Genomic DNA, 20,250 nt, shown 5'->3' with positions numbered 1-20,250 from the left:
CCGCATCGACGGCGTGGTGAACAATGCCGGCATCCTGCGCGACGCGATCTTCCACAAGATGTCGATCGATGCCTTCGAGATGGTCATTAAGGTGCATCTGATGGGCTCGTTCTACACCTCGCATGCCGCCGCGCGTTACTTCCGCGAGCAGAACTCCGGCTCGTTCGTGCACTTCACCTCGACATCCGGTCTCATTGGTAACTTCGGCCAGGCCAACTACTCCGCCGCCAAGCTCGGCATCGTCGGCCTGTCGAAGTCGATCGCGCTCGACATGAACCGCTTCGGCGTCAACTCGAACTGCGTCTCGCCGTTCGCCTGGAGCCGCATGATCGGCAGCATCCCCACCGAGACCGAAGCCGAGAAAGCTCGCGTGGAACGGATCCAGCGCATGGGGCCGGAAAAGATCGCGCCGCTCGTCGCCTATCTGCTCTCGGACGCCGGCAAGGACGTCACCGGGCAGATCTTCGCCGCGCGCATGAACGAGATTTTCCTGATGGGGCAGTCGCGCCCGCTGCGCTCGGTCCATCGCGACGAGCGGTGCGATCTTTTCCGGACCCATGCGCTGGATCCGTTCCACGCGGGCCTTCTCGGCTTCGGTCTCGGTCGGGATGCTGCCGATCATGCGGCTCCAGGCGAACGGCGAGACGCAGTTCGAGTTGACGCCGAAACGGTTCATGTCGAGCGCGATCGACTTCGACAGGCCGACGATGCCGAGCTTGGCGGCGGAATAGTTGGCCTGGCCGAAGTTACCAATGAGACCGGAGGTCGAGGTGAAGTGCACGAACGAGCCGGAGTTCTGCTCGCGAAAGTAACGCGCCGCGGCGTGCGAGGTATAGAACGAGCCCATCAGATGCACCTTGATGACCATCTCGAACGCGTCGATCGACATTTTATGGAAGATCGCGTCGCGCAGGATGCCGGCATTGTTCACCACGCCGTCGATGCGGCCGTAGGTGTCCACAGCCTGCTTGATGATCTTGCTGGCGGGGATCGCTTCGGCGACGGATTCGAAATTGGCAACGGCGGTGCCGCCGGCCTTCGTGATTTCCTCGACCACCTGTTCCGCCGGCGCGGCGCCATCGCCGCCCGAACCGTCGGTGCCGACGCCGGGATCGTTGACGACGACCTTGGCGCCTTCAGCGGCGCACAGCATCGCAATGCCGCGCCCGATGCCGCGGCCGGCGCCGGTGACGACGATGACTTTTCCGTCGAGTGATTTGGTCTGTGACATGGTTGGTTCCTCTTGGTTGAATGTGATGGTTGTCATTGCGAGGTCAAGGAAAGCTGGCTCGCCAGCTTTCCTCTTAGCCCTTGCGACGAAGCAATCCAGTTCTCACCGAGCTTGTGGCTTTGGATTGCCGCGTCGCTTCGCTCCTCGCAATGACGGGGAGAGGCCGGCGCGTTACGCCTCGTTCGTAAAAATCACGGTCCCCGACGCGGCGAACATGCCGCCGACGCCATGACAGACCGAAATTTTCGCGCCCGGCACCTGCGCCGGCGCGATGCCGCGCATTTGCCGCACGCTCTCCTGCAGCGCGTACATGCCGTACATGCCGGAATGCATGTAGCTAAGGCCGCCGCCATTGGTGTTCATCGGCAGCTTGCCACCGGGGCGGGTGTTGCCGTCGGCGATGAATTTGCCGGTTTCCTCATGCGGCATGAAGCCGAGATCGCCGAGACCGTACAGCGGCAGATGCGCGAAGGCGTCGTAGATCATCAGGTGATCGACGTCGCTATGCGCGATGCCGGCCTCACGAAACGCCGTCGGTCCTGCCACCGTGAACGCGCGCGAGGAGTCGAACGTTTTCATCTGGCTGACCATCGGGGTTTCCACGCTCTCGCCGGTGCCGAGGATGTAGACGGGCTTGTGCGGAAAGTCCTTGGCGCGCTCGGCCGAGGTCATGATCAGCGCGCCGCCGCCGTCGGTGACGAGGCAGCATTGCAGGATGCGGAACGGGTAGGCGATCATCCGTGAGTTCAGCACGTCCTCGACCGTGATCGGCGCCTTCATGGTCGCGCGCGGATTCTTCGCCGCCCATTCGCGCTGCACGACGGCCACCGAGGCGATCTGCTCGTGGGTGATGCCATGGGTCTTCATGTAGCGCAGCACCGGGATCGGAAACATGCTGGGAGGGCCGTAGACGCCGAACGGCGCCTCGAACTGGCCCTGCAGGCTGTCGGCGGGGATCGAGCGCGGCGCCTTGCCGATCATCGACTTGCCGCTTTCGGCATGCGTGATCAGCACGGTCTTGCACAGGCCTGCCTCGATGGCCGCCGCGGCATGGCGGACGTGCAGCATGAACGAACAACCGCCCACCGAGGTGCCATCGACCCAGGTCGGCGTGATGCCGAGGTAATGCGCGATCTGCTGCGGCGTTTCCACCGCTGTGGCGATGCCGTCGATGTCCGACAGTTTGAGGCCAGCGTCCTTGATGGCGTTCAATGCGGCATCGGCATGGAGCTGCAACTGCGACATGTTGGGGATGACGCCGAGTTCGGTGGTCTCGGCGGCGCCGACGACGGCGACTGCGTTCCTGCGCATGATGCTAGCCTTTCGCCGGACGGAATTGCGCAAGCGTGATGGCGTCGTCGAGTTTTTCGAACGCGACTTCCAGCTTCATGTCGAGCACCAGCGCTTCCGGCGTTTGCGGACAATCCAGGATATTGCTCATCAGCCGCGGGCCTTCTTCCAGCTCGACCACGGCAATGGCGTAAGGCGGCGTGAAGCCCGGGGCGGCGGGGCGGTGATTGATCACGTAGCTGTACAGCGTGCCGCGGCCGGAGGCCTTGAAGACGCTGACCTTGCGCGAGGCGCAGGACGGGCAGAACGGGCGCGGCGGAAAATACACGTTGGCGCATTCGTCGCAGCGCTGCAGGCGCAATTCGCCGGCCTGCGTGCCGTCCCAGAAATGCTGGGTTTCCGGTGTCGGTTTCGGACGCGCGCGGGAAGCCTCGGCCATGTCGTTGTTCTCTCCCGGAAGGGGCGGGGTCATCGGCCCCGCTCGTTGCGATCTTGATGGACATTCCACGTTCCCGCGTCAACGGCCCACCGCTGCATGGCCGCATCCGCCCACCGCGCAGCGGCACGCGCGAGGCTTGTGCCGCCGCAACCGGGCGGGGTAGGTTGTCGCGAAATTCCGGGGAGCGAACATGCCGAGACGATTTTGCGAAGCATAAGGATCGGCTCCGGAGCCGGCTATTCCGGCGACCGCATCGAGCCCGCGGTCGAACTCGCCAAACATGGCGACATCCAGTATCTGGTATTCGAATGCCTTGGCGAGCGCACGGTAGCGCTGGCGCAGCAGGCGCGGATGAAGAACCCCGATAGCGGCTTCGATCCGCTGCTCGAGGAGCGGATGCGCGCGGTGCTGCCGATCTGCGCGGCGAAGGGGATCAAGCTGGTCACCAACATGGGCGCGGCGAATCCGGTGGCGGCGGCGCGCAAGACCGCGGAGATCGCCAGGTCGCTCGGCCTTTCATCGCTGAAGATTGCGGCCGTCACCGGCGACGATGTGCTGGAAGCCTGCAAGGACAGCGACCTGCCGCTGCTGGAAATCGACGGCACCATGCGGCAACTCGGTAACCGCGTGTTGTCCGCCAATGCCTATCTCGGTGCCGCGCCGATGGCGGAAGCGCTGAATGCGGGCGCCGATGTCGTCATCACCGGGCGCGCCTCGGACCCGGCGCTGTTTCTGGCGCCGATGATCCATGCCTTCGGCTGGGCGATGGACGACTGGAATCTGCTCGGGCAGGGCACCGTCGCCGGCCATCTCTTGGAATGCGCGGGACAGATCACCGGCGGCTATTTCGCCGATCCCGGCTTCAAGGATGTGCAGGGTCTCGCGCGGTTGGGCTTTCCGATCGGCGAAGTCGGCGAAGACGGCTCCCTGGTGATCACCAAGGTCCAAGGCTCCGGCGGCGCGGTGACCGCGGCGACCTGCAAGGAGCAATTGCTGTACGAGGTCCACGATCCCCAACGTTACATCCAGCCCGATGTGGTCGCGGATTTTTCTGACGTGAAGATCGAGCAGATCGCGCCCGATCGCGTTCGCGTCAGCGGCGGCCGCGGCACGCAGCGCACGGCCACGCTGAAAGTTTCTGTCGGCTATGTCGATGGGTATATCGGCGAAGGGCAGATCTCCTATGCCGGCCCCGGAGCGGTTGCGCGCGGACGGCTTGCCCTCGACATCGTACGCGAGCGCCTGCAACTCACCGGCGTCGCGACCAGCGAAACCCGCTTCGACCTGATCGGTATTGATTCCCTCCATGGCGCCGAACTTGCGACGCGCGCGAACGATCCCTATGAGGTCCGCATTCGTGTGACCGGCCGCACCGAAAGTTTTCGTGAGGCCGTGCGGATCGGCAACGAGGTCGAGACGCTGTACACCAACGGCCCTGCCGCCGGCGGCGGTGCGACAAAATCCGCGCGCGAGGTGGTGGCGGTGGCGTCGGTGCTGTTGCCGCGTGATCTCGCCACACCCTCGATCCGGTTCGTGGAGGCCTGACCATGAAGCTGCGCGACATCGCCCATTCCCGCACCGGCGACAAGGGCAATATCTCCAACATCTCGGTCATTGCCTTTGACGCAAAGCTTTATCCGCTGCTGGTGTCGCAGGTGACCAGCGCGCGCGTGAAGGCGTTGTTCGGTCCAATCGTCGCGGGTACGGTGGTTCGCTACGAACTGCCGAATATTTCCGCGCTGAATTTCGTGATGGATCAGGCGCTTGGCGGCGGCGTGACGCGGTCGCTGGCGCTCGATGCGCATGGCAAATCGCTGAGCTCCGCGCTGCTCGATCTGGAAATCGACGGTGGTTTCGGCGATACCGACACCGCGCCGTGATCGACAGGTCGGTCCGGCCCGAAACAGGACACGAGACATGACCTTGCAGCCTACCCTTGCCAGCCTGGCCGACGATCTCGCGGCCGGTCGCACCACCTCCCGCAAGCTGGTCGAGGCCTGCCTGGCTGCCATCGCCGATCCCAAGGGGGAGGGCGAGCGCACCTTTCTTCATGTCGACAAGGATGCGGCACTGGCCGCCGCCGATGCCATGGACAAGCTCCGCGCCGTCAACGCGGCGCCGTCGGCGTTTGCCGGCATCCCGATTTCGATCAAGGACCTGTTCGACATCAAGGGCCAGGTCAGCCGCGCCGGCTCGCGTGCGCTGGAGGATTCCGCCCCCGCCACCGCCGATGCGCCCGCGGTGGCGCGGCTTCGCGCGGCCGGCTTCGTGCTGATCGGCCGCACCAACATGGTGGAATTCGCCTATTCCGGCATCGGTACCAACCCGCATTTCGGCACGCCGAAGAGCGCCTGGCAGCGCGACGTCGGCCATGTCCCAGGCGGCTCGTCGTCGGGGGCCGCGGTCTCCGTGGTCGATGGCATGGCGCATGCGGCGCTGGGCACCGACACCGGCGGCTCCTGCCGGATTCCGGCCGCGTTCAACGGCATCGTCGGTTTCAAGCCGACGCAAGCCCGCGTCCCGCTCGACGGCGCGGTGCCGCTGTCCTTTACTCTCGACAGTATCGGCCCACTGGCGCGCACCGTGGAATGCTGCGCGGTGATGGATGCCGTGCTCGCCAACGAGGCGTGGGTGCCGCTGGCGCCGCGTCCCATCAAGGGCATGCGGCTGGCGGTGCCGACCACCATTGCGATGGACGATCTGGAGCCGATCGTCGCCGACGCCTTCGAGCGCGCGCTGAAGAAGCTCGCCGACAAGGGCGCGCTGATCGAGCGCATCGCCGTACCGGAATTCCTCGACATCGGCCCGATGAGCGTCAAGGGCGGCTTCACCGCGGCAGAGAGCTATGCTTGGCACCGCTATCTGATCGCCCGCAAGGGCGATGTCTACGATCCCCGCGTCTCGGTCCGCATCCTGCGCGGTGAAACCATCAGCGCGGCCGAATATATCGACCTGCTGCCGGCGCGGCGCTCGCTGATTGCGCGGACGGAAGCACGCATCGCGCCCTATGACGCGCTGGTGATGCCGACCGCGGCGATCACGCCGCCGGTCATCGACGACATGAAGGATGACAAGGTGTTCGCGAAGGCCAACATCCTAAGCTTACGCAACTGCACGCTGGTCAACATGATCGACGGCTGCGCCATCTCGCTGCCGATCCACCGCGACGGCGAGGCGCCCGTCGGCCTGATGCTGGCCGGTGCGGGCGGCTCCGACCGCCGCATCTTCGAACTCGCCGCCGGCATCGAAACGGCCATCCGCGGCTGATCGCTTTCTCGCTCTCGCTTCATTTTCAAGGAATACGACATGAGCACCACCATCGCGTTCACACTGGACGCCAAGGGCACCACGACGCCGTTGAGCCTCACCATCACCCAGGGCGTCATTGCCGGCTGGACCGGCCGCGATCCAGTGGCGCGCGACCACCACATCGCCGAGCTCGCCGCCATCGGCATCGCGCCGCCGGCCTCGACGCCGATCTACTACCGCTGCGCCGCGCGCCGCCTCACCACCGACGCGGCGATCGAATGCACCGGCCAGGAGTCTTCCGGCGAAGTCGAATTCGTGCTGTTCGGCGGCAAGGGCCGCACCTTTGTCGGCGTCGGCTCCGACCACACCGACCGCAAGGTCGAGACCTACAACATCACCGTGTCGAAACAGGTGTGCGACAAGCCGGTGGCGACGACGGTGTGGGATCTGGCCGAGGTCGAAGGTCACTGGGACCAGATCATCCTGCGCTCCTATGCCACGATCGATGGCCAGCGCGTGCTGTACCAAGAAGGCACGTTGAGCGGCATGCTGCCGGTCGCAGAACTGATCAAGCTCGGCTTCAACGCAGCCACGCTGCCCGAGGGCACCGCGATGTTTGGCGGCACCTTCGCCGCCAAGGGCGGCATCCGCCCGGCGACGCGCTTCGACTACGAGATCGAAGACCCAGTGCTGAAGCGCAAGATTGCGTCGGGCTACGATATCGCGACGCTGCCGGTTTTAGGCTGAGGACCTCGGGGGACGTTCCCCGGACGCTGCGCACTGCGCCGCCGCTTGGCGGCGTGGTGCGCAGCAGATCCGGGGTCCCGGTTTGTTATGAGAAAGCAACCGGGATCCCGGATCTGCGCAGCGGCATGCGGCGATGCAAGTGCATCGCCTGGAATGCCGCAGCGCGTCCGGGAAACGGGACCGCCGGAAATCGGGTGTCTCGTGCCTCCCGAATTCCGCACCTTGCCCCGACAGGCCATGACATCATAATCGCGGCCGGGAACGGAGCGGCGCCATGGTTTCTTTCGCAAGCAAGGCAAAGCGGGCCGACACGGCATCGCCGCAGGGAATCATGCCGCGCGTCGATGCCATCGACTGGGCGCGCATCGGCGCCGACCTCGACGCCCGCGGCTGCGCGGTCATCGAAGGCCTTCTCGCCAAAGACGAATGCGCCACACTTGCTTCGCTGTATCCCGACGACGTGCATTTCCGCAGCCGCGTCGTGATGGGGCGCCACGGCTTCGGTCGCGGCGAGTACAAGTATTTTTCCTATCCGTTGCCCGATCTGATCGCCGGGTTGCGTCCCGCGCTGTACGCGCCGCTGAGTGAGGTCGCCAACCGCTGGAACGCAGCGATGGGCATCGAGATCCGCTATCCCGCCGATCACGCGGCCTTCCTGCAGCGATGCCACGATGCCGGCCAGACCCGCCCAACGCCGCTGCTGCTGCAATACGGCGAGGGCGACTACAACTGCCTGCATCAGGATCTGTACGGCGAGCACGTATTCCCGCTGCAGGTGGCGATCCTGCTGTCGGAGCCCGGCGGGGATTTTGCTGGCGGCGAATTCGTGTTGACCGAGCAGCGGCCGCGGATGCAGTCGCGGCCCGAGGTGGTTCCGCTATGTCGGGGCGACGCGGTGGTTTTTGCTGTGCATCACCGTCCCGTACAGGGCACCCGCGGCGTCTACCGTGTTAACCTGCGCCATGGCGTCAGCCGGCTCCGCGCCGGGCACCGCCATACGCTGGGGGTGATTTTTCACGATGCGAAGTGACGGGCCGCCATGACCGATCTGTTTGCCGGCCTCGCCGATATCAGGCCTTCGCGTGAGGTGATGGCCGACGGCGCCGTGCTGCTGCGCGGCATCTTCGCGGCCACCGAAGCCGACCTGATCGCCGACCTGCGCGCTATAGTGAAGCAGGCGCCGTTCCGCCACATGGTGACGCCATCAGGCCATACCATGTCGGTGGCGATGACCAATTGCGGCAGCAAGGGCTGGGTCACCGATATCGGGGGCTATCGCTATGACGCGATCGATCCGGTGAGCGGTCAGCCATGGCCGGCAATGCCGCCGTCGTTTGGCGATCTGGCGCAGCGCGCGGCGGAGCAGGGTGGCTTCAAAGGTTTTGCGCCGCAGGCGTGCCTGATCAATCGCTACGTGCCCGGCGCCAAGATGTCGCTGCATCAGGACAAGGACGAACTCGATCTGGGCGCGCCGATCGTCTCGGTGTCGCTCGGCCTGCCGGCGACGTTCCTGTTCGGGAGACTCTCGCGCAGCGACAAGCCGCAAAAATTTCGCCTCGAGCATGGCGACATCGCCGTATGGGGCGGCCCGGCGCGGCTGGCGTTTCACGGCGTCGCGCCGCTGGCGGAAGGCGAGCATCCGATCATGGGCCGGCAGCGCATTAATCTGACGTTTCGCAAGGTGATGTAGCGAGTGCTGCGTCTTCTTCCTTCCCTCTCCCCTTGTGGGAGAGGGTGGACGCGCGAAGCGCGGACGGGTGAGGGGTAGCGGCAGGCTCCGAGCGTGCAAATACCCCTCATCCGTCACGGCCTTCGACCGTGCCACCTTCTCCCACAAGGGGAGAAGGAAGAAGAGCACCGCGCCGCTTTCCAATAATGCTTGCGCTGTTCTATGTTGCGCGCTGAGGGCATCATGACCAACCCCGAACTATCCGACACCACCACCAGCACCCGCGCCGGCGTCTATCTCGCCGTGCTGCAACTGGTGTTCACGCTCGGCTGGACGGTCTACGTCATCTACCTGCCGAAACTCGCCGCCGATGTCGGGTTGGCGCCGACGGTGGTGATCTTCATCCTGATGCTGGATCAGTTGATCTTCACCGTCACCGACACCGCGATGGGCATCGTTGCCGACCGCATCGCGCGCGTGGTCGGCCGGCTCGGGCTGATCGTCGGCGTGCTCACCGCGGTCTCTTGCGCCGCCTTCGTGGCGCTGCCGTTCGTCGCCGGTCAGGGACCGAGCGCGCAAACTGCACTGATCGTGCTGATCGTGATCTGGGCCGCGACCTCGTCGGCGCTGCGCGCGCCGCCGCTGACCCTGCTCGGCAAATACGCGTCGCGGCCGTCGCGCCCCTTTCTCGCGGCGCTTGTCATGCTGGGTTACGGTCTGGCCGGCGCGCTGTCGCCCTATCTCGGCGCTACGTTACGCAACAGCGATCCGCGGCTGCCCTTCGTCATCTCCAGCGGCGTGCTGCTGATCGTGGCGCTGGCGCTGTCTCGCGTCGAGCGCGGGCTGGTGCCCGTCGCCGCGCGCGACAGCGCCAGGAAGCCGGTCGATACCAAACCGCTCAGCCGCGTGCCGGTGCTGTTCATCGCCGCGATGGTGATCCTGGCGCTCGGCTATCAACTGCATTTCAGCATCAACAGCGCGCCGTTCTTCCTGCGCTTCGCCAGGCCCGCCGATCTGGAATGGCTGATGCCGGTGTTCTGGATCGGCTTCAACATCGCGATGTTTCCGGCCAGCGCGGTCACCAAGCGCCGCGGTGGCCTGATCGTGATGGGCGCGGCCGGGCTGCTCGGCGCCATCGCGGTGATATCAGCCGAACTGGCCGGCAGCCTCAACGTGCTGATCGCGACGCAATTTCTAGCCGGCGCCGCATGGGGCTGCATGCTGATGAGCGCGGTATCGGCAGCGCTGGCGATCGGCGAGACCGGCGCCGAGGGCAAGGTCGTCGGCCTGGTATTCTCCGCGCTGGCGCTGGCGACTTTTGCGCGGATGGCCGCAGTGGCCGGCGGCCTGCAGAAGCTGCCGGACTACGCGCCGCTGCTGCACTGGGCGCCGGTGGCGTGCTGGTCGGTGGCCGGCGCGGGACTGCTGGTGCTGGCGGCGTCGCGGATGCAGCGGGGCAGCCAGGCCGTGCAAACGGTCTGAGCGCGCCTTTGTGAGGCGGGTCACATCGGCTTCCCTCGAAGTATTTATTTAATCGTTCAATTAAAAATTGCTGGTCAACCGAGTTCCCGGCCAATAAGTTTGGCGCCAAGCAAAATCAAAACGAGGAAACGATGACCTTTCGCATGGGCCTGACGGCTGTTTTGATGGCGTCGCTGGCAACGTCCGCGCTCGCCGAACCGATCACCAAACCCCTCAAGATTGCCGTCCTCAATGACAAGAGTTCGGTGTTTTCCGACGCTGGCGGGGTCGGCAGTGTGGTTGCCGCGCAACTCGCGGTCGATGACGCCGGCGGCAAGGTCAGGGGGCAGCCGGTCGTGCTGCTCGGCCCCGATCATCAGAACAAGACCGATGTCGGCGTCTCGCTGGCGCGCGACCTGTATGACCAGCAGGGCGTCGATGCGATCTTCGATATCGGCAATTCGGCGATTTCGCTGGCGGTGCAAAACATGGCGCGCGAGCGCGGCAAGGTGCTGGTCCATGTCGGCTCCGCCACCGCCGACATCTTCGGCAAGGCCTGTTCGCCGACCGGCGCAATGTGGCTGTACGACACCTATTCGCTGGCGCAGGGCATCGCCAAGGCCGTGGTGCAGCAGGGTGGCGACAGCTGGTTCTTCATCACCGCCGACTATGCGTTCGGCATCGCGATGCAGGCTGAAGTCTCCAAGGTCGTCACCGCGGCCGGCGGCAAAGTGCTCGGCGCGGTGCGTCATCCCGTCGGCACGATGGATTTTTCCTCGTTCCTGCTGCAGGCGCAATCGTCCGGCGCCAAGGTGATCGCGCTGGCCAACGCGTCCGGCGACACCGTCACTAACATCAAGCAGGCGCGCGAATTCCAGATCGGCGAGGGCAAGCAGAAGCTGGCGGTGCTGATCTTCTATCTGACGTCGGTCCATGCCCTCGGCGCCGAGGCGACCCAGGGTGTGCAATACCTCACCGGCTATTACTGGGACAATGATGAGCCCAGCCGCACCTTCGGCAAGCGCTTCGCGGCGAAGCACGGCGGCAAGATGCCGACCCATGCACAGGCCGGCGTCTACAGTGCTGTCAGGCATTATCTGCGCGCGGCCGAGGCCGCCAATGACAATGACGGCCTCACCGTGATGCGCAAGATGAAGGCGATGCCGGTGGATGATTTCTTCGCGCCCGGCGCCCGCGTCCGCGAAGATGGCCGCCTGATGAACGACATGCTGCTTGCCGAAGTGAAGAAGCCATCCGAGGTCAAGGGCGAATGGGACCTGCTCAAGATCAAGAGCAAGATCAAGGCCGAGGACATCATGCGGCCGATCGCCGATGGCGGCTGCACGCAGCTCGATCCGCCGGTGAAGCAGTAAGGCTCGGTCGTCATTGCGAGGAGCGAAGCGACGAAGCAATCCAGACTTCGCTTGTTGCTTCTGGATTGCTTCGCTGCGCTCGCAATGACGTGGATGGGTCTACGGCTTCGCCGGGTGAATGAACGCCCACGGGCTGGTTTCGGAATCCCTGACTACGTCGATGGCGATCAGATACGGCCCCCCATCGGCCAGCGCTTTTTCCAGCGCCGGCTTGAATGCGGCCGGTGACGTGACGCGCGCCGCGCCTACGCCAAACGATTCCGCGAGCCGGACAAAATCCGGATTGACCAGATCGGCGGCCGTCACCCGGCCGTCGAACACCTGCAACTGGTCGCGCCGCACATTTCCATAGGCGTTGTTGTCGAACACCAGTACGACCACGCCGATCTTGAACTGCACTGCCGTCGCCAGTTCCTGCACCGCGAACATGAAGCCGCCATCGCCGGTGATCGCTACCACCGGGCGATCGGGATAGGCGACCTTGGCGCCCAGCGCGGTCGGGAAGCCGGAGCCCAGCGTGCCCTGATAGCCCGACGTGATGAAGGTGCGCGGTTCGTAAATCGGAAAGCCGTACCATGAGGTGAAGCCGACCTGCGATAACTCGTCGGTGACGATGGCGTTGGCGGGCAGCGCGGCGCGCAAGATGTCGAGATAGGCCATCTGCGGCTGCACCGACTGGATGTCGTGCAATGCTTTTGCCGAAGCATCGCGGATCGCCTGCCGGCGTCCCGCCGATTTCGTGAAGCCGACCTTGCGCACCGCGGCGAGCAGATCGCGCGTGCCGGCCTGCGCGTCGGCGACGACCGCAACGTCGGCCGCGAAGCGGCGCATCTCCACCGGATCGATGTCGATCCGCACCGACTTCTGCCCTTCGGGCCGGTACGGCCAGCGCCATGCCGGCAATTCCAGCCGCGTGCCGATCCCGACGATCAGGTCGGTCTCCGGCCATAAATTATACGCCGCCGCCATGGTGAGACCCAGCTCATGGGCGTTGCTGACGATGCCGCGGCCGGAGCGAAACGCCACCACGGGCGCGTCGATCAGTTCGGCCAGTTCGAGGATCTCGCTTGCCGCGTCGAACGCGCCGGAACCGACGAAGATCATCGGGTTCTTGCTGGAGCATATCAGCGCCGCCGCAGCCTGGATGCGATCGCTGTCCGGTTGCGGCGAGGGCAGGCGCGCGAATGGTGTGGAGGCGGCGACTTCCGCGCGTTGGGTGAACACGTCCCACGGCATTTCCAGCGCCACCGGGCCGCGTCGCCCCGACATCATCTCCTGGAACGCGCGCGACACCTTGGTCGGCGCGTCGCCGGGATGTTCGATGCGGTCGGCCCAGTTCACGAAGCTGCGCAGCGTTGCCAACTGGTCCGGCATCTCGTGCAGATGGCCGCGGCCCTTGCCGAGAAAGGCGGTGGGCACCTGACCGGTCAGGCACAGCAACGGCTCGTTGGAGCCGAACGCGGTGAGCATCGCAGCACCCGCATTGAGCACGCCGGGGCCGGGCACCACGCTGAACACGCCGGGCTTGCCGGAGGCGCGGGCATAGCCATAGGCCATGTAGCCACAGGCCTGCTCATGACGGGCGCCGATCACCTTGAGCTGCGCCTGATGGAAGGCGTCGAACAGCCCGTAGATCTGCGCGCCGGGCAGACCGAACACGGTATCGATATTATGGGCGAGCAACCCATCGACAATGGCTTCGCCGCCGGTTCGTGCGGTCATTTTGTGTTTCCCACTGGAAGAGTTCATTCGTCGATCACGCCGTTGCGCAGCGTGCCGATGCCTTCGGCGGCGATCTCGATGACGTCGCCGGGGACGAGATAACGCGGCGGATCGAACCGCGCGCCAGCGCCGGTCGGCGTACCGGTCACGATGACGTCGCCGGGCACCAGCGTCGTAAACGTCGAGATGTAGCTGAGCAGATAGCGGAAGCCGAACATCATCCGCGAGGTGCGGTCGTCCTGCCGCAACTCGCCGTTGACATGGGTGGTGAGGCGGATATCGGCGATCTGCGATTCATCGCTGTAGGGCACGATCCATGGCCCGAGGCTGCCGGTGGAATCGAAGTTCTTGCCCTGGGTGACGTTGAATTTGGCGTGGCGCACCCAGTCGCGGATGGTGCCCTCGTTGCACAGCGTGATCGCCGCGATGTGATCCAGCGCGTCGCGCTCGGCGATGTGGCGACCGGGCTTGCCGATGACGAGCACCACTTCGCCTTCATAGTCGAGCTGCGTCGATGCGCGCGGGCGCACCAGCGGCGTGCCGTGGCCGACAAAAGAGCGCGGCGTGCGCATGAACAGGCTGGGAAACTTCGGCGCGTCCTGCCCGTCCTTGTATTCGGCATTGCGGTCGGGGTAGTTGACGCCGACGCAGATAATTTTCTCCGGGGAGGGGATCGGCGGCTGCAAGCTGACAGCATCGAGCGCGAAGTCGGGCGGCAGATTTTCCGCCGCGTCCGCCAGCCGGTGCAGCGCGCCGTGTTCGATCGCCTCGCGCAGCGTCGGATAGTCCTGCGCATAGCGCGCGGAGAGATCGACAACGCCGCTGTCGGTGACGGCGCCGTATTTTGGCGCGTCGTTGACGGTGAAGGTGGCGAGGCGGGGAGGGGTCATGATCTAATCCAGTGTACGCGAGAGGCGGCTATTTCTTTCCCTCCCCCTTGCGGGGTGGGTGGCCGGCCGAAGGCGGGTCGGGTGGGGGTGCCACGTACTCCGAGCCCGCGGCACCCCCACCCCGGCCTCCACTTCAGCGATGCGGCGCATCGCTTCGTTCGGCCGACCCTCCCCGCAAGGGGGAGGGATGCCATGTTGTCCGTGCGCATCACATTCTCAATCCGCAATGGTGACGTCGGCAACGAACAGCGGCTCGCGCACGTCCTGTCCGACAAACCTGGAGCCCTGCTCGAACCAGGAACGCGGCGCGGGCGCGCCCCATAGCGTCTGGCGGCGCGGATCCTTCAGTGACCAGCGCAACGGTTCATGGTCCGGGTCCATGGTCTGATAGTCCGATGCGTAGAGTTCGAGGCGGTGACCGTCGGGATCGCGGACGTAGAGAAAGAACGCGTTGGAGATGCCGTGGCGACCGGGGCCGCGCTCCATGTTGGCGAGATAGCCGCCGGCGGCCATCACGTCGCACAGGTGCAGGATGTTCATCGAGGTCGGCACCCAATAGGCGAAGTGATGCAGCCGCGGCCCCCGGCCATTGGTGATGGCGAAATCGTGCACGTTGCCCTTGCGGTGCATCCAGGCGGCGGCGACGCGGCCGTTCGCGCCGTCTTCCTCGGCATATTCGGTGAGGCGAAAACCGAGCCGGGCATAGAAATCCATGGTGTCCTGCAGTTCGGCCGCGAACACGTTGAAATGATCGAGTCGCTGCGGATGGCAGCCCTTGTACAGATCGTAGCGCCGCAGCAGGTGCGGCCGCTTCTCCATCTGCGCGTAAAGCTCGATCTGGAATCCGAACGGGTCGGTGAAGTGCAATGTGCGACCCTGGAACGGGCGTTCGACGAAAGCGTAGACGATGCCGTTGGCGGCGAAGAACGAGGCGGCCTTGTCGAGATCGCCCTCATTGCCGACGCGAAAGCCGAGCCGGGCGCAGGCGGCGCTGTCGGCGCGGCGCAGCACCAGCGAGTGATGCTGGTGCTCCTCGCTGCCGCGCAGATAGACCGCCTCACCGTCATCGTCCTCCACATGCAGGCCGATGATGTTCTCATAGAACGCGCGGCTGGCCGCGAGATCGACGACGTCGAGCACCGCATGGCTGGCGCGCAGGATGTTGAACGGCGGATCGAAGACATGTTGCGGGACCGGCATGGTGTTTCCTGTTTATGTTTCTTCTGTCGTTCCGGGGCGCGGGCGGCGTTAGCCGGCCGAGAACCCGGAACCTCGAAATGTTCATCGTCCCATATCAAGATTCCGGGTTCGCTCGGGCTGTGCCCTCGCGCCCCGGAATGACGAGTCCTAAATCCCCGGCTCGATGCCGAGGCGCTGTATCTTGTGCGTCCCCTTCGCCAGCGAGACGTGCTTGGTCTCCATATAAAAATCGAACGAGTAGTCGCCGCCGTCGCGGCCGATGCCCGACGATTTCATGCCGCCGAACGGCGTCGGCAGATGGCGACCGTTTTCCGAATTCAGCCAGATCATGCCGGCTTCCAGCGCGTCGGCGACGCGCAGCGCGCGGCCCATGTCGGCGGTCCAGACATAGCCGGTGAGGCCGTATTGCACGGCATTGGCGATCTCGATCGCTTCTTCCTCGCCGCGGAACTGGATCACGGTGAGGAACGGGCCGAACACTTCCTCCTGCGCGACGCGCATGTGCTTGTGGGCGCCCGTGACCAGCGTCGGCAGCACATAGTGCCCGCCGCCGGGGCCGTCGTGTGGCGCGCCGCCCGCCGCGATGGTGGCGCCGTCCTGGCGCGCAATGTCGAAATAGGAGCACACCTTGGCGTGATGCCGCTCGTGGATCAGCGGGCCGATCTCGGTCGAAGGGTCGAGTGGATGCCCGACCCTCAGCGCCTTCACCCGCGCGGTCAGTTTTGCAATGAACGTCTCGGCGATGCTGTCCTGGATCAGCAGCCGGCTGGACGACGTACAGCGCTCGCCGTTCAGCGAGTAGATCATGAACACGACGGCATCGAGCGCGCGGTCGAGGTCGGCGTCACCGAACACGATGACCGGGTTCTTGCCGCCGAGTTCGAAATGCACGCGCTTCAGGGTCGGCGCGCCCTGCGCCATGATCGCCGCGCCGGTGGACGTCTCACCGACAAAGGCGATCGCCTTGATGGCGGGATGTTCGGTCAGCGCGCGGCCGGCCTCCTCGCCAAAACCATGCACGGTGTTGAGCACGCCGTCCGGCACGCCGGCCTGCTTGACGATCTGCGAGAGAAGGTCGGCGGTGACCGGCGACCATTCCGCCGGCTTGTGCACGACGGTGCAGCCGGCGGCCAGCGCCGGCGCGATTTTCCAGGTCGAGAGCATGAACGGCGTATTCCACGGCGTGACCACGCCGCCCGGGCCGATCGGCACCCGGGTCGAGACGTTCCAGTGCTCGTCGGCGGGCATGTTCAGCCCGTCGCGGGCATCGGTGCATTTGTCGGCGAAGAAGCGGAAATTCTCGGCGCCGCGGATCGCCGCCTTCGCCATGAAGCGATGCGCCTGGCCGGTATCGATGCATTCCAGCACCGCGATATCCTCGGCGCGGTCCTCGATGGCGTCGGCCACCCGGTGCAGCAGCTTCTTGCGCATGGTCGCCGGCATGTCGCGCCATTCGCGAAACGCGCGCTGGGCCGCTTTCGCCGCGAGGTCGATATCCTCGGCCGCGCCGCGCGCCACCTGCGCCAGCACGGCGCCGTCGATCGGCGACGTCGTCTCGAACACCTCGCCGGACACCGACGGCACGATCTGGCCATCGATGATGTGGCCGATGCCGTCGGCGGTCAGCTTCTTCAGCAGCGGCGCGGCGCGGTCGCGGTTGGCCTGGAACACCGCGGCGGGATCGACGGGAGATTTAGCCATTCGCAGCCTCGGCCTTCAGCAGTTCGTGGATGGTGTTGCGCTTCCAGCTAGTGTCCTTGTCGTTGATCTGGATATCGAACGACAGAGCGAGCGGATGACTCGCGAACACCGGATCGAGAAAGCCGGACAGCGCCTTGAAGACGTGTTCGCCGGCCTTCTGCCGCGCGGCGAGGTCGCGGCCTTCGCCGATCCGCAGCAGCACGTCGAGAAAGCCGAGATCGGGCCGGCCATCGGCGATGGCAAAATGCTCGCAGCGGATGGCGCGGACTCGAATCCCGCCGAGCGGAAAGATCCCGGTCTCCACCGCCGCCTTGCGCACCAGTTCGCAGACCGCGGCGATGTCGACCCGCGGCTCGATGTTGGCGGAATATTCGATGGTGAAATGCGGCATCTTGCGGCTCGCTTGTTCGTTGTTGGTCAGGCGAAGTAGCAGCTCACCGTGCCCCAGGGCCCGTAGTCGGCCTGGATGGTGTCGCCCTTTTTGGTTTCGATCGGGCGGATGAATGAGCCGGCCAGCACCACCTGACCGGGCTCCAGCGCAAGGCCGAGGGGCGCGATTTTGTTGGCGAGCCAGGCCACGCTGGTGGCGGGATGGTTGAGTACGCCGGCGGCGAGACCGGTCTCCTCCAGCTGGCCGTTGCGATGAACCATCGCGCCGACCCAGCGCAGGTCGGTCTCCATGGGCCGCATCGGCCGTCCGCCGAGCACGATGCCGGCATTGGCGGCGTTGTCGGCCACGGTGTCGAAAATCTTGCGCGTGGCCTTGCTCTGCGGATCGACGCGCTCGATCCGGGTGTCGAGAATCTCCAGCGCCGGCACCACGAAGTCGGTGGCGTTGAGCACGTCGAACATGGTGCAGTGGGGCCCGCTGAGGCGGTGCTTCATGATAAAGGCGAGTTCGGCCTCAACCCTTGTGCCGATGAATCGATCCGACGGCACCAGCCCGCCGTCGGCGAAGAACATGTCGTCGAGAAGCACGCCGGAATCAGGCTCGTCGATGTTGAGCGCGCTCTGCATCGCCTTCGAGGTCAGTCCGATCTTGTGGCCGCGCACGATGCGGCCTTCGGCGACCTTGATCTCGATCCACGCTTTCTGGATGGCGTAGGAGTCCGCTAGCGTGATGCCGGGATGGTCCTGCGACAACTGGCGGATTTGCACGCGGCTCTTTTCCGCCTGATGCAGGCGGTCGGCGGCGGCGCGAATTTCCGAAGTCGTGAGCGTCATGTCGGTGGCGTCCCGCGCGCAAATTTCCCGCGCGGCAATCCGATTAACATGTTAAATGGATTTCCTCAAAGCAAAATCTGCCGCGGAATATGGTGCGGCGCACCAACGAAGTTCAAAACATGCCTACGCCCAAACCAGAAAAGCCCGCGACTTCGATTCCAATGCGCGACTTTTCGCGCTCGCTACCGATGTCGCTGCTGCGCGCCCGCGAATCAGTGATGCGGCATTTTCGCCCGTCGCTGCGCGCCCACGGGCTGACCGAGCAGCAGTGGCGAATCCTGCGCGCGCTGTCGTCGCACGGCGATATCGAGGTTACCGAGCTGGCCGGCGTCGCTTATCTGCTGGGGCCCAGTCTGTCGCGGATTCTGCGCGATCTGGAAACGCGCCGGCTGATCCGGCGACGACTGGTGAAATCCGATTTGCGCCGCAGCATTGTGGCGATCACGGACAAGGGCGTGAAACTGATCGAAGCCGTGGCGCCGTCCTCGGAGGCGATCTATGCCGAAATCGCCGAACGGTTCGGAGCCCGAAAGCTCGCGGACCTGCAGGACATGCTGCACCTGCTGGAGGACAGTCTGCTGACGATGCCGATCGCAGGCGAGGCGGGTGAATGATTTCGACGACCAGAGACAGTTTCGCGGGCATGCATATTGTTTGTGCATACATGGGCTTGCCGAAGGGAGAGTAGACACGCGCAGCATTTTTCGCTCAACTCGCGACATCAAAAAACGGCTGGCACTCAAGTCCGGCCTCTAGGGAGGAATAGATGAAGCTCACGAGACGTGAATTCGCGGCTGGTTTGGCGGCCGGCGTAACGGCCCCTTATCTGATTGGCAGCGCACGTGCCCAGGGCGCGACCATCAAGATTGGCATGTGCGCGCCGATTACCGGCCCCGCCGCCGAAGCCGGCAAATATGCCACCGGCGGCGCCAAGCTGGCGGTCGATGCGATCAACAAGGCCGGCGGCGTGCTCGGCAAGCAGATCGAACTGATCGTCGAGGACGACCAGACCACGAATCCCGGCATTGTGCTCGCCTTCTCCAAGCTCGCTGCGCAGCCGGATATCGTCGGCTTCCTCGGCTCGATCCGCTCGACGCAGGTCCACGCCATGGCGCCTGACGTCATGAAGCTCGGCAAGCCGGTGATGTTCGGTGGCACCGATCCGAATCTCACCAAGCTCGGTAATCCCTGGCTGTTCCGCTTCCGCCCGAATGACAGCTTTTCCGGCCGAGTGATCGCCGATTACGGCGTCAAGACGCTCGGCAAGAAGAAGTGGGCCGTGCTGCATTCTACCGATGCGTTCGGAACCGCCGGCGGCAAGGCGCTGACCGAGGCGCTGGGCAAGCTCGACACCACGATCGCGATCGACCAGGGCTACGCCAACCAGAGTCAGGACTTCACTCCGGTGGTGCTCGCGATCAAGCAGTCCGGCGCCGACATTCTCGGCTCGTACTTCACCTTCGAGAACGACCTCGGTATTTTCGCCCGGCAGTTGCGCCAGCTCGGCGTCACCATTCCGTGGGTCGGCTCGCCGTCGATCGTCAACGTCACCGCCCTGAAGCTGGCCGGTCCGGCGCTGTACGGCACCTATGGTGTCGCCGACTATGCCGAGGAATCCTCTGAGGCCTCGAAGGCCTTCGGCAAGGCCTATCGCGACGCCTACAAGGTGGCGCCCGACAACCAGAGCTCGTGGCCCTACGACGCGGTGATGGTGCTGGCGCAGGCGATCAAGAACGCCGGCTCGACTGACCCGCAGAAGATCCGCGAGGCGATCATCGCCATCAAGAAGTATCCCGGTGCCGAAGGCGAGTACAACTTCGACGACAAGGGCGACGGTCTGCACGGCTACAACATCGTGAAGAACGAAAAGGGCAACATCGTCTTCGACAAGCACATCGACTTCAACGACTGACGACACAGGTCGTCGATAGACGGCCTGTGTCGTCATCCCGGGGCACGCGCATCTTCGCGCGTGCACCCGGGATCCCGACATGTTCAGCGTGTGTCTTGCTCATCACTTCGAGGTTCCGGGTTCGCTCGCCGCTGACGCGCTC

At 65.0% G+C, this 20,250-nt stretch carries 18 protein-coding genes and 2 pseudogenes; 11 read left to right on the top strand and 9 right to left on the bottom strand.

Annotated features, from left to right (window positions below; all coding sequences use genetic code 11):
• Nucleotides 1-529 (top strand): annotated as a pseudogene (locus tag JWR89_RS11945) (SDR family oxidoreductase); the annotation flags it as partial.
• A gap of 3 nt (nt 530-532) precedes the next feature.
• Here JWR89_RS11945 and JWR89_RS11940 read toward each other — a convergent pair.
• From JWR89_RS11940 to JWR89_RS11930, 3 genes and pseudogenes are all read right to left on the bottom strand, one after another.
• Nucleotides 533-1,231: pseudogene (locus JWR89_RS11940) on the bottom strand (SDR family NAD(P)-dependent oxidoreductase); the annotation flags it as partial.
• Between the two features lie 171 nt (nt 1,232-1,402).
• A complete protein-coding gene (locus JWR89_RS11935) occupies nt 1,403-2,542 on the bottom strand; it encodes a thiolase (protein ID WP_299716118.1) in 1,140 nt (379 codons plus the stop codon).
• A 4-nt stretch (nt 2,543-2,546) separates the two neighbouring features.
• The gene (locus JWR89_RS11930) at nt 2,547-2,960 is read right to left on the bottom strand and encodes a Zn-ribbon domain-containing OB-fold protein (protein WP_299716124.1); all 414 of its coding nucleotides are present in this window, start codon (nt 2,958-2,960) and stop codon (nt 2,547-2,549) included.
• 204 nt (nt 2,961-3,164) lie between these two features.
• On the opposite strand from JWR89_RS11930, the gene JWR89_RS11925 reads away from it, so the two are divergent.
• The 8 genes from JWR89_RS11925 (at nt 3,165) to JWR89_RS11890 (ending at nt 11,459) form a co-directional block, all read left to right on the top strand.
• A complete protein-coding gene (locus JWR89_RS11925) occupies nt 3,165-4,505 on the top strand; it encodes an acyclic terpene utilization AtuA family protein (RefSeq protein WP_299716115.1) in 1,341 nt (446 codons plus the stop codon).
• 2 nt (nt 4,506-4,507) lie between these two features.
• Nucleotides 4,508-4,840, top strand: coding sequence for a hypothetical protein (locus tag JWR89_RS11920; protein WP_299716112.1), 333 nt, complete (start codon nt 4,508-4,510; stop codon nt 4,838-4,840).
• A gap of 37 nt (nt 4,841-4,877) precedes the next feature.
• On the top strand, nt 4,878-6,227 hold the full coding sequence (locus JWR89_RS11915; protein WP_299716110.1) for an amidase: 1,350 nt from the start codon (nt 4,878-4,880) through the stop codon (nt 6,225-6,227).
• A gap of 39 nt (nt 6,228-6,266) precedes the next feature.
• A complete protein-coding gene (locus JWR89_RS11910) occupies nt 6,267-6,956 on the top strand; it encodes a DUF2848 domain-containing protein (RefSeq protein WP_299716108.1) in 690 nt (229 codons plus the stop codon).
• Nucleotides 6,957-7,287: 331 nt separating this feature from the next.
• Complete coding sequence (locus JWR89_RS11905; RefSeq protein ID WP_299716121.1) at nt 7,288-7,986, top strand: 2OG-Fe(II) oxygenase; 699 nt, start codon at nt 7,288-7,290, stop codon at nt 7,984-7,986.
• Nucleotides 7,987-7,995: 9 nt separating this feature from the next.
• Nucleotides 7,996-8,646, top strand: a complete 651-nt coding sequence (alkB, locus tag JWR89_RS11900) for a DNA oxidative demethylase AlkB (protein ID WP_299716106.1) — start codon at nt 7,996-7,998, stop codon at nt 8,644-8,646.
• Nucleotides 8,647-8,868: 222 nt separating this feature from the next.
• On the top strand, nt 8,869-10,107 hold the full coding sequence (locus JWR89_RS11895; RefSeq protein WP_299716105.1) for an MFS transporter: 1,239 nt from the start codon (nt 8,869-8,871) through the stop codon (nt 10,105-10,107).
• 131 nt (nt 10,108-10,238) lie between these two features.
• Entirely contained in the window at nt 10,239-11,459 is a 1,221-nt protein-coding gene (locus JWR89_RS11890) for an ABC transporter substrate-binding protein (protein ID WP_299716103.1), read from the top strand.
• Between the two features lie 99 nt (nt 11,460-11,558).
• Here JWR89_RS11890 and JWR89_RS11885 read toward each other — a convergent pair whose 3' ends face one another.
• The 6 genes from JWR89_RS11885 to hpaH all read right to left on the bottom strand — a co-directional run bounded on the left by JWR89_RS11885 (nt 11,559) and on the right by hpaH (nt 18,196).
• Nucleotides 11,559-13,181: a thiamine pyrophosphate-dependent enzyme gene (locus JWR89_RS11885; RefSeq protein WP_299716100.1), complete on the bottom strand. Its 1,623-nt coding sequence runs from the start codon at nt 13,179-13,181 to the stop codon at nt 11,559-11,561.
• 23 nt (nt 13,182-13,204) lie between these two features.
• Entirely contained in the window at nt 13,205-14,071 is an 867-nt protein-coding gene (locus JWR89_RS11880; RefSeq protein WP_299716098.1) for a fumarylacetoacetate hydrolase family protein, read from the bottom strand.
• Nucleotides 14,072-14,287: 216 nt separating this feature from the next.
• Nucleotides 14,288-15,271 carry a 3,4-dihydroxyphenylacetate 2,3-dioxygenase gene (hpaD, locus tag JWR89_RS11875; protein ID WP_299716096.1) on the bottom strand — a complete coding sequence of 328 codons (984 nt, stop codon included), beginning with the start codon at nt 15,269-15,271 and terminating at the stop codon, nt 14,288-14,290.
• A 147-nt stretch (nt 15,272-15,418) separates the two neighbouring features.
• A complete protein-coding gene (gene hpaE, locus JWR89_RS11870) occupies nt 15,419-16,972 on the bottom strand; it encodes a 5-carboxymethyl-2-hydroxymuconate semialdehyde dehydrogenase (protein WP_299716093.1) in 1,554 nt (517 codons plus the stop codon).
• Entirely contained in the window at nt 16,965-17,363 is a 399-nt protein-coding gene (locus JWR89_RS11865) for a 5-carboxymethyl-2-hydroxymuconate Delta-isomerase (protein ID WP_299716091.1), read from the bottom strand. Before JWR89_RS11865 ends, hpaE begins: the two co-directional genes overlap by 8 nt.
• A gap of 26 nt (nt 17,364-17,389) precedes the next feature.
• Complete coding sequence (gene hpaH, locus JWR89_RS11860) at nt 17,390-18,196, bottom strand: 2-oxo-hept-4-ene-1,7-dioate hydratase (RefSeq protein WP_299716088.1); 807 nt, start codon at nt 18,194-18,196, stop codon at nt 17,390-17,392.
• Nucleotides 18,197-18,315: 119 nt separating this feature from the next.
• On the opposite strand from hpaH, the gene hpaR reads away from it, so the two are divergent.
• Nucleotides 18,316-18,810, top strand: a complete 495-nt coding sequence (gene hpaR / locus JWR89_RS11855) for a homoprotocatechuate degradation operon regulator HpaR (RefSeq protein WP_299716085.1) — start codon at nt 18,316-18,318, stop codon at nt 18,808-18,810.
• A 152-nt stretch (nt 18,811-18,962) separates the two neighbouring features.
• On the top strand, nt 18,963-20,108 hold the full coding sequence (locus JWR89_RS11850) for an ABC transporter substrate-binding protein (RefSeq protein WP_299716082.1): 1,146 nt from the start codon (nt 18,963-18,965) through the stop codon (nt 20,106-20,108).
• Nucleotides 20,109-20,250 lie beyond the last annotated feature (142 nt).

Source organism: Tardiphaga sp., from assembly GCF_028290785.1.
In the GTDB taxonomy this organism is placed as follows: domain Bacteria; phylum Pseudomonadota; class Alphaproteobacteria; order Rhizobiales; family Xanthobacteraceae; genus Tardiphaga.
Note: the sequence above shows the minus strand (reverse complement) of the source record. Positions and strands in the feature narration are given on the sequence as shown.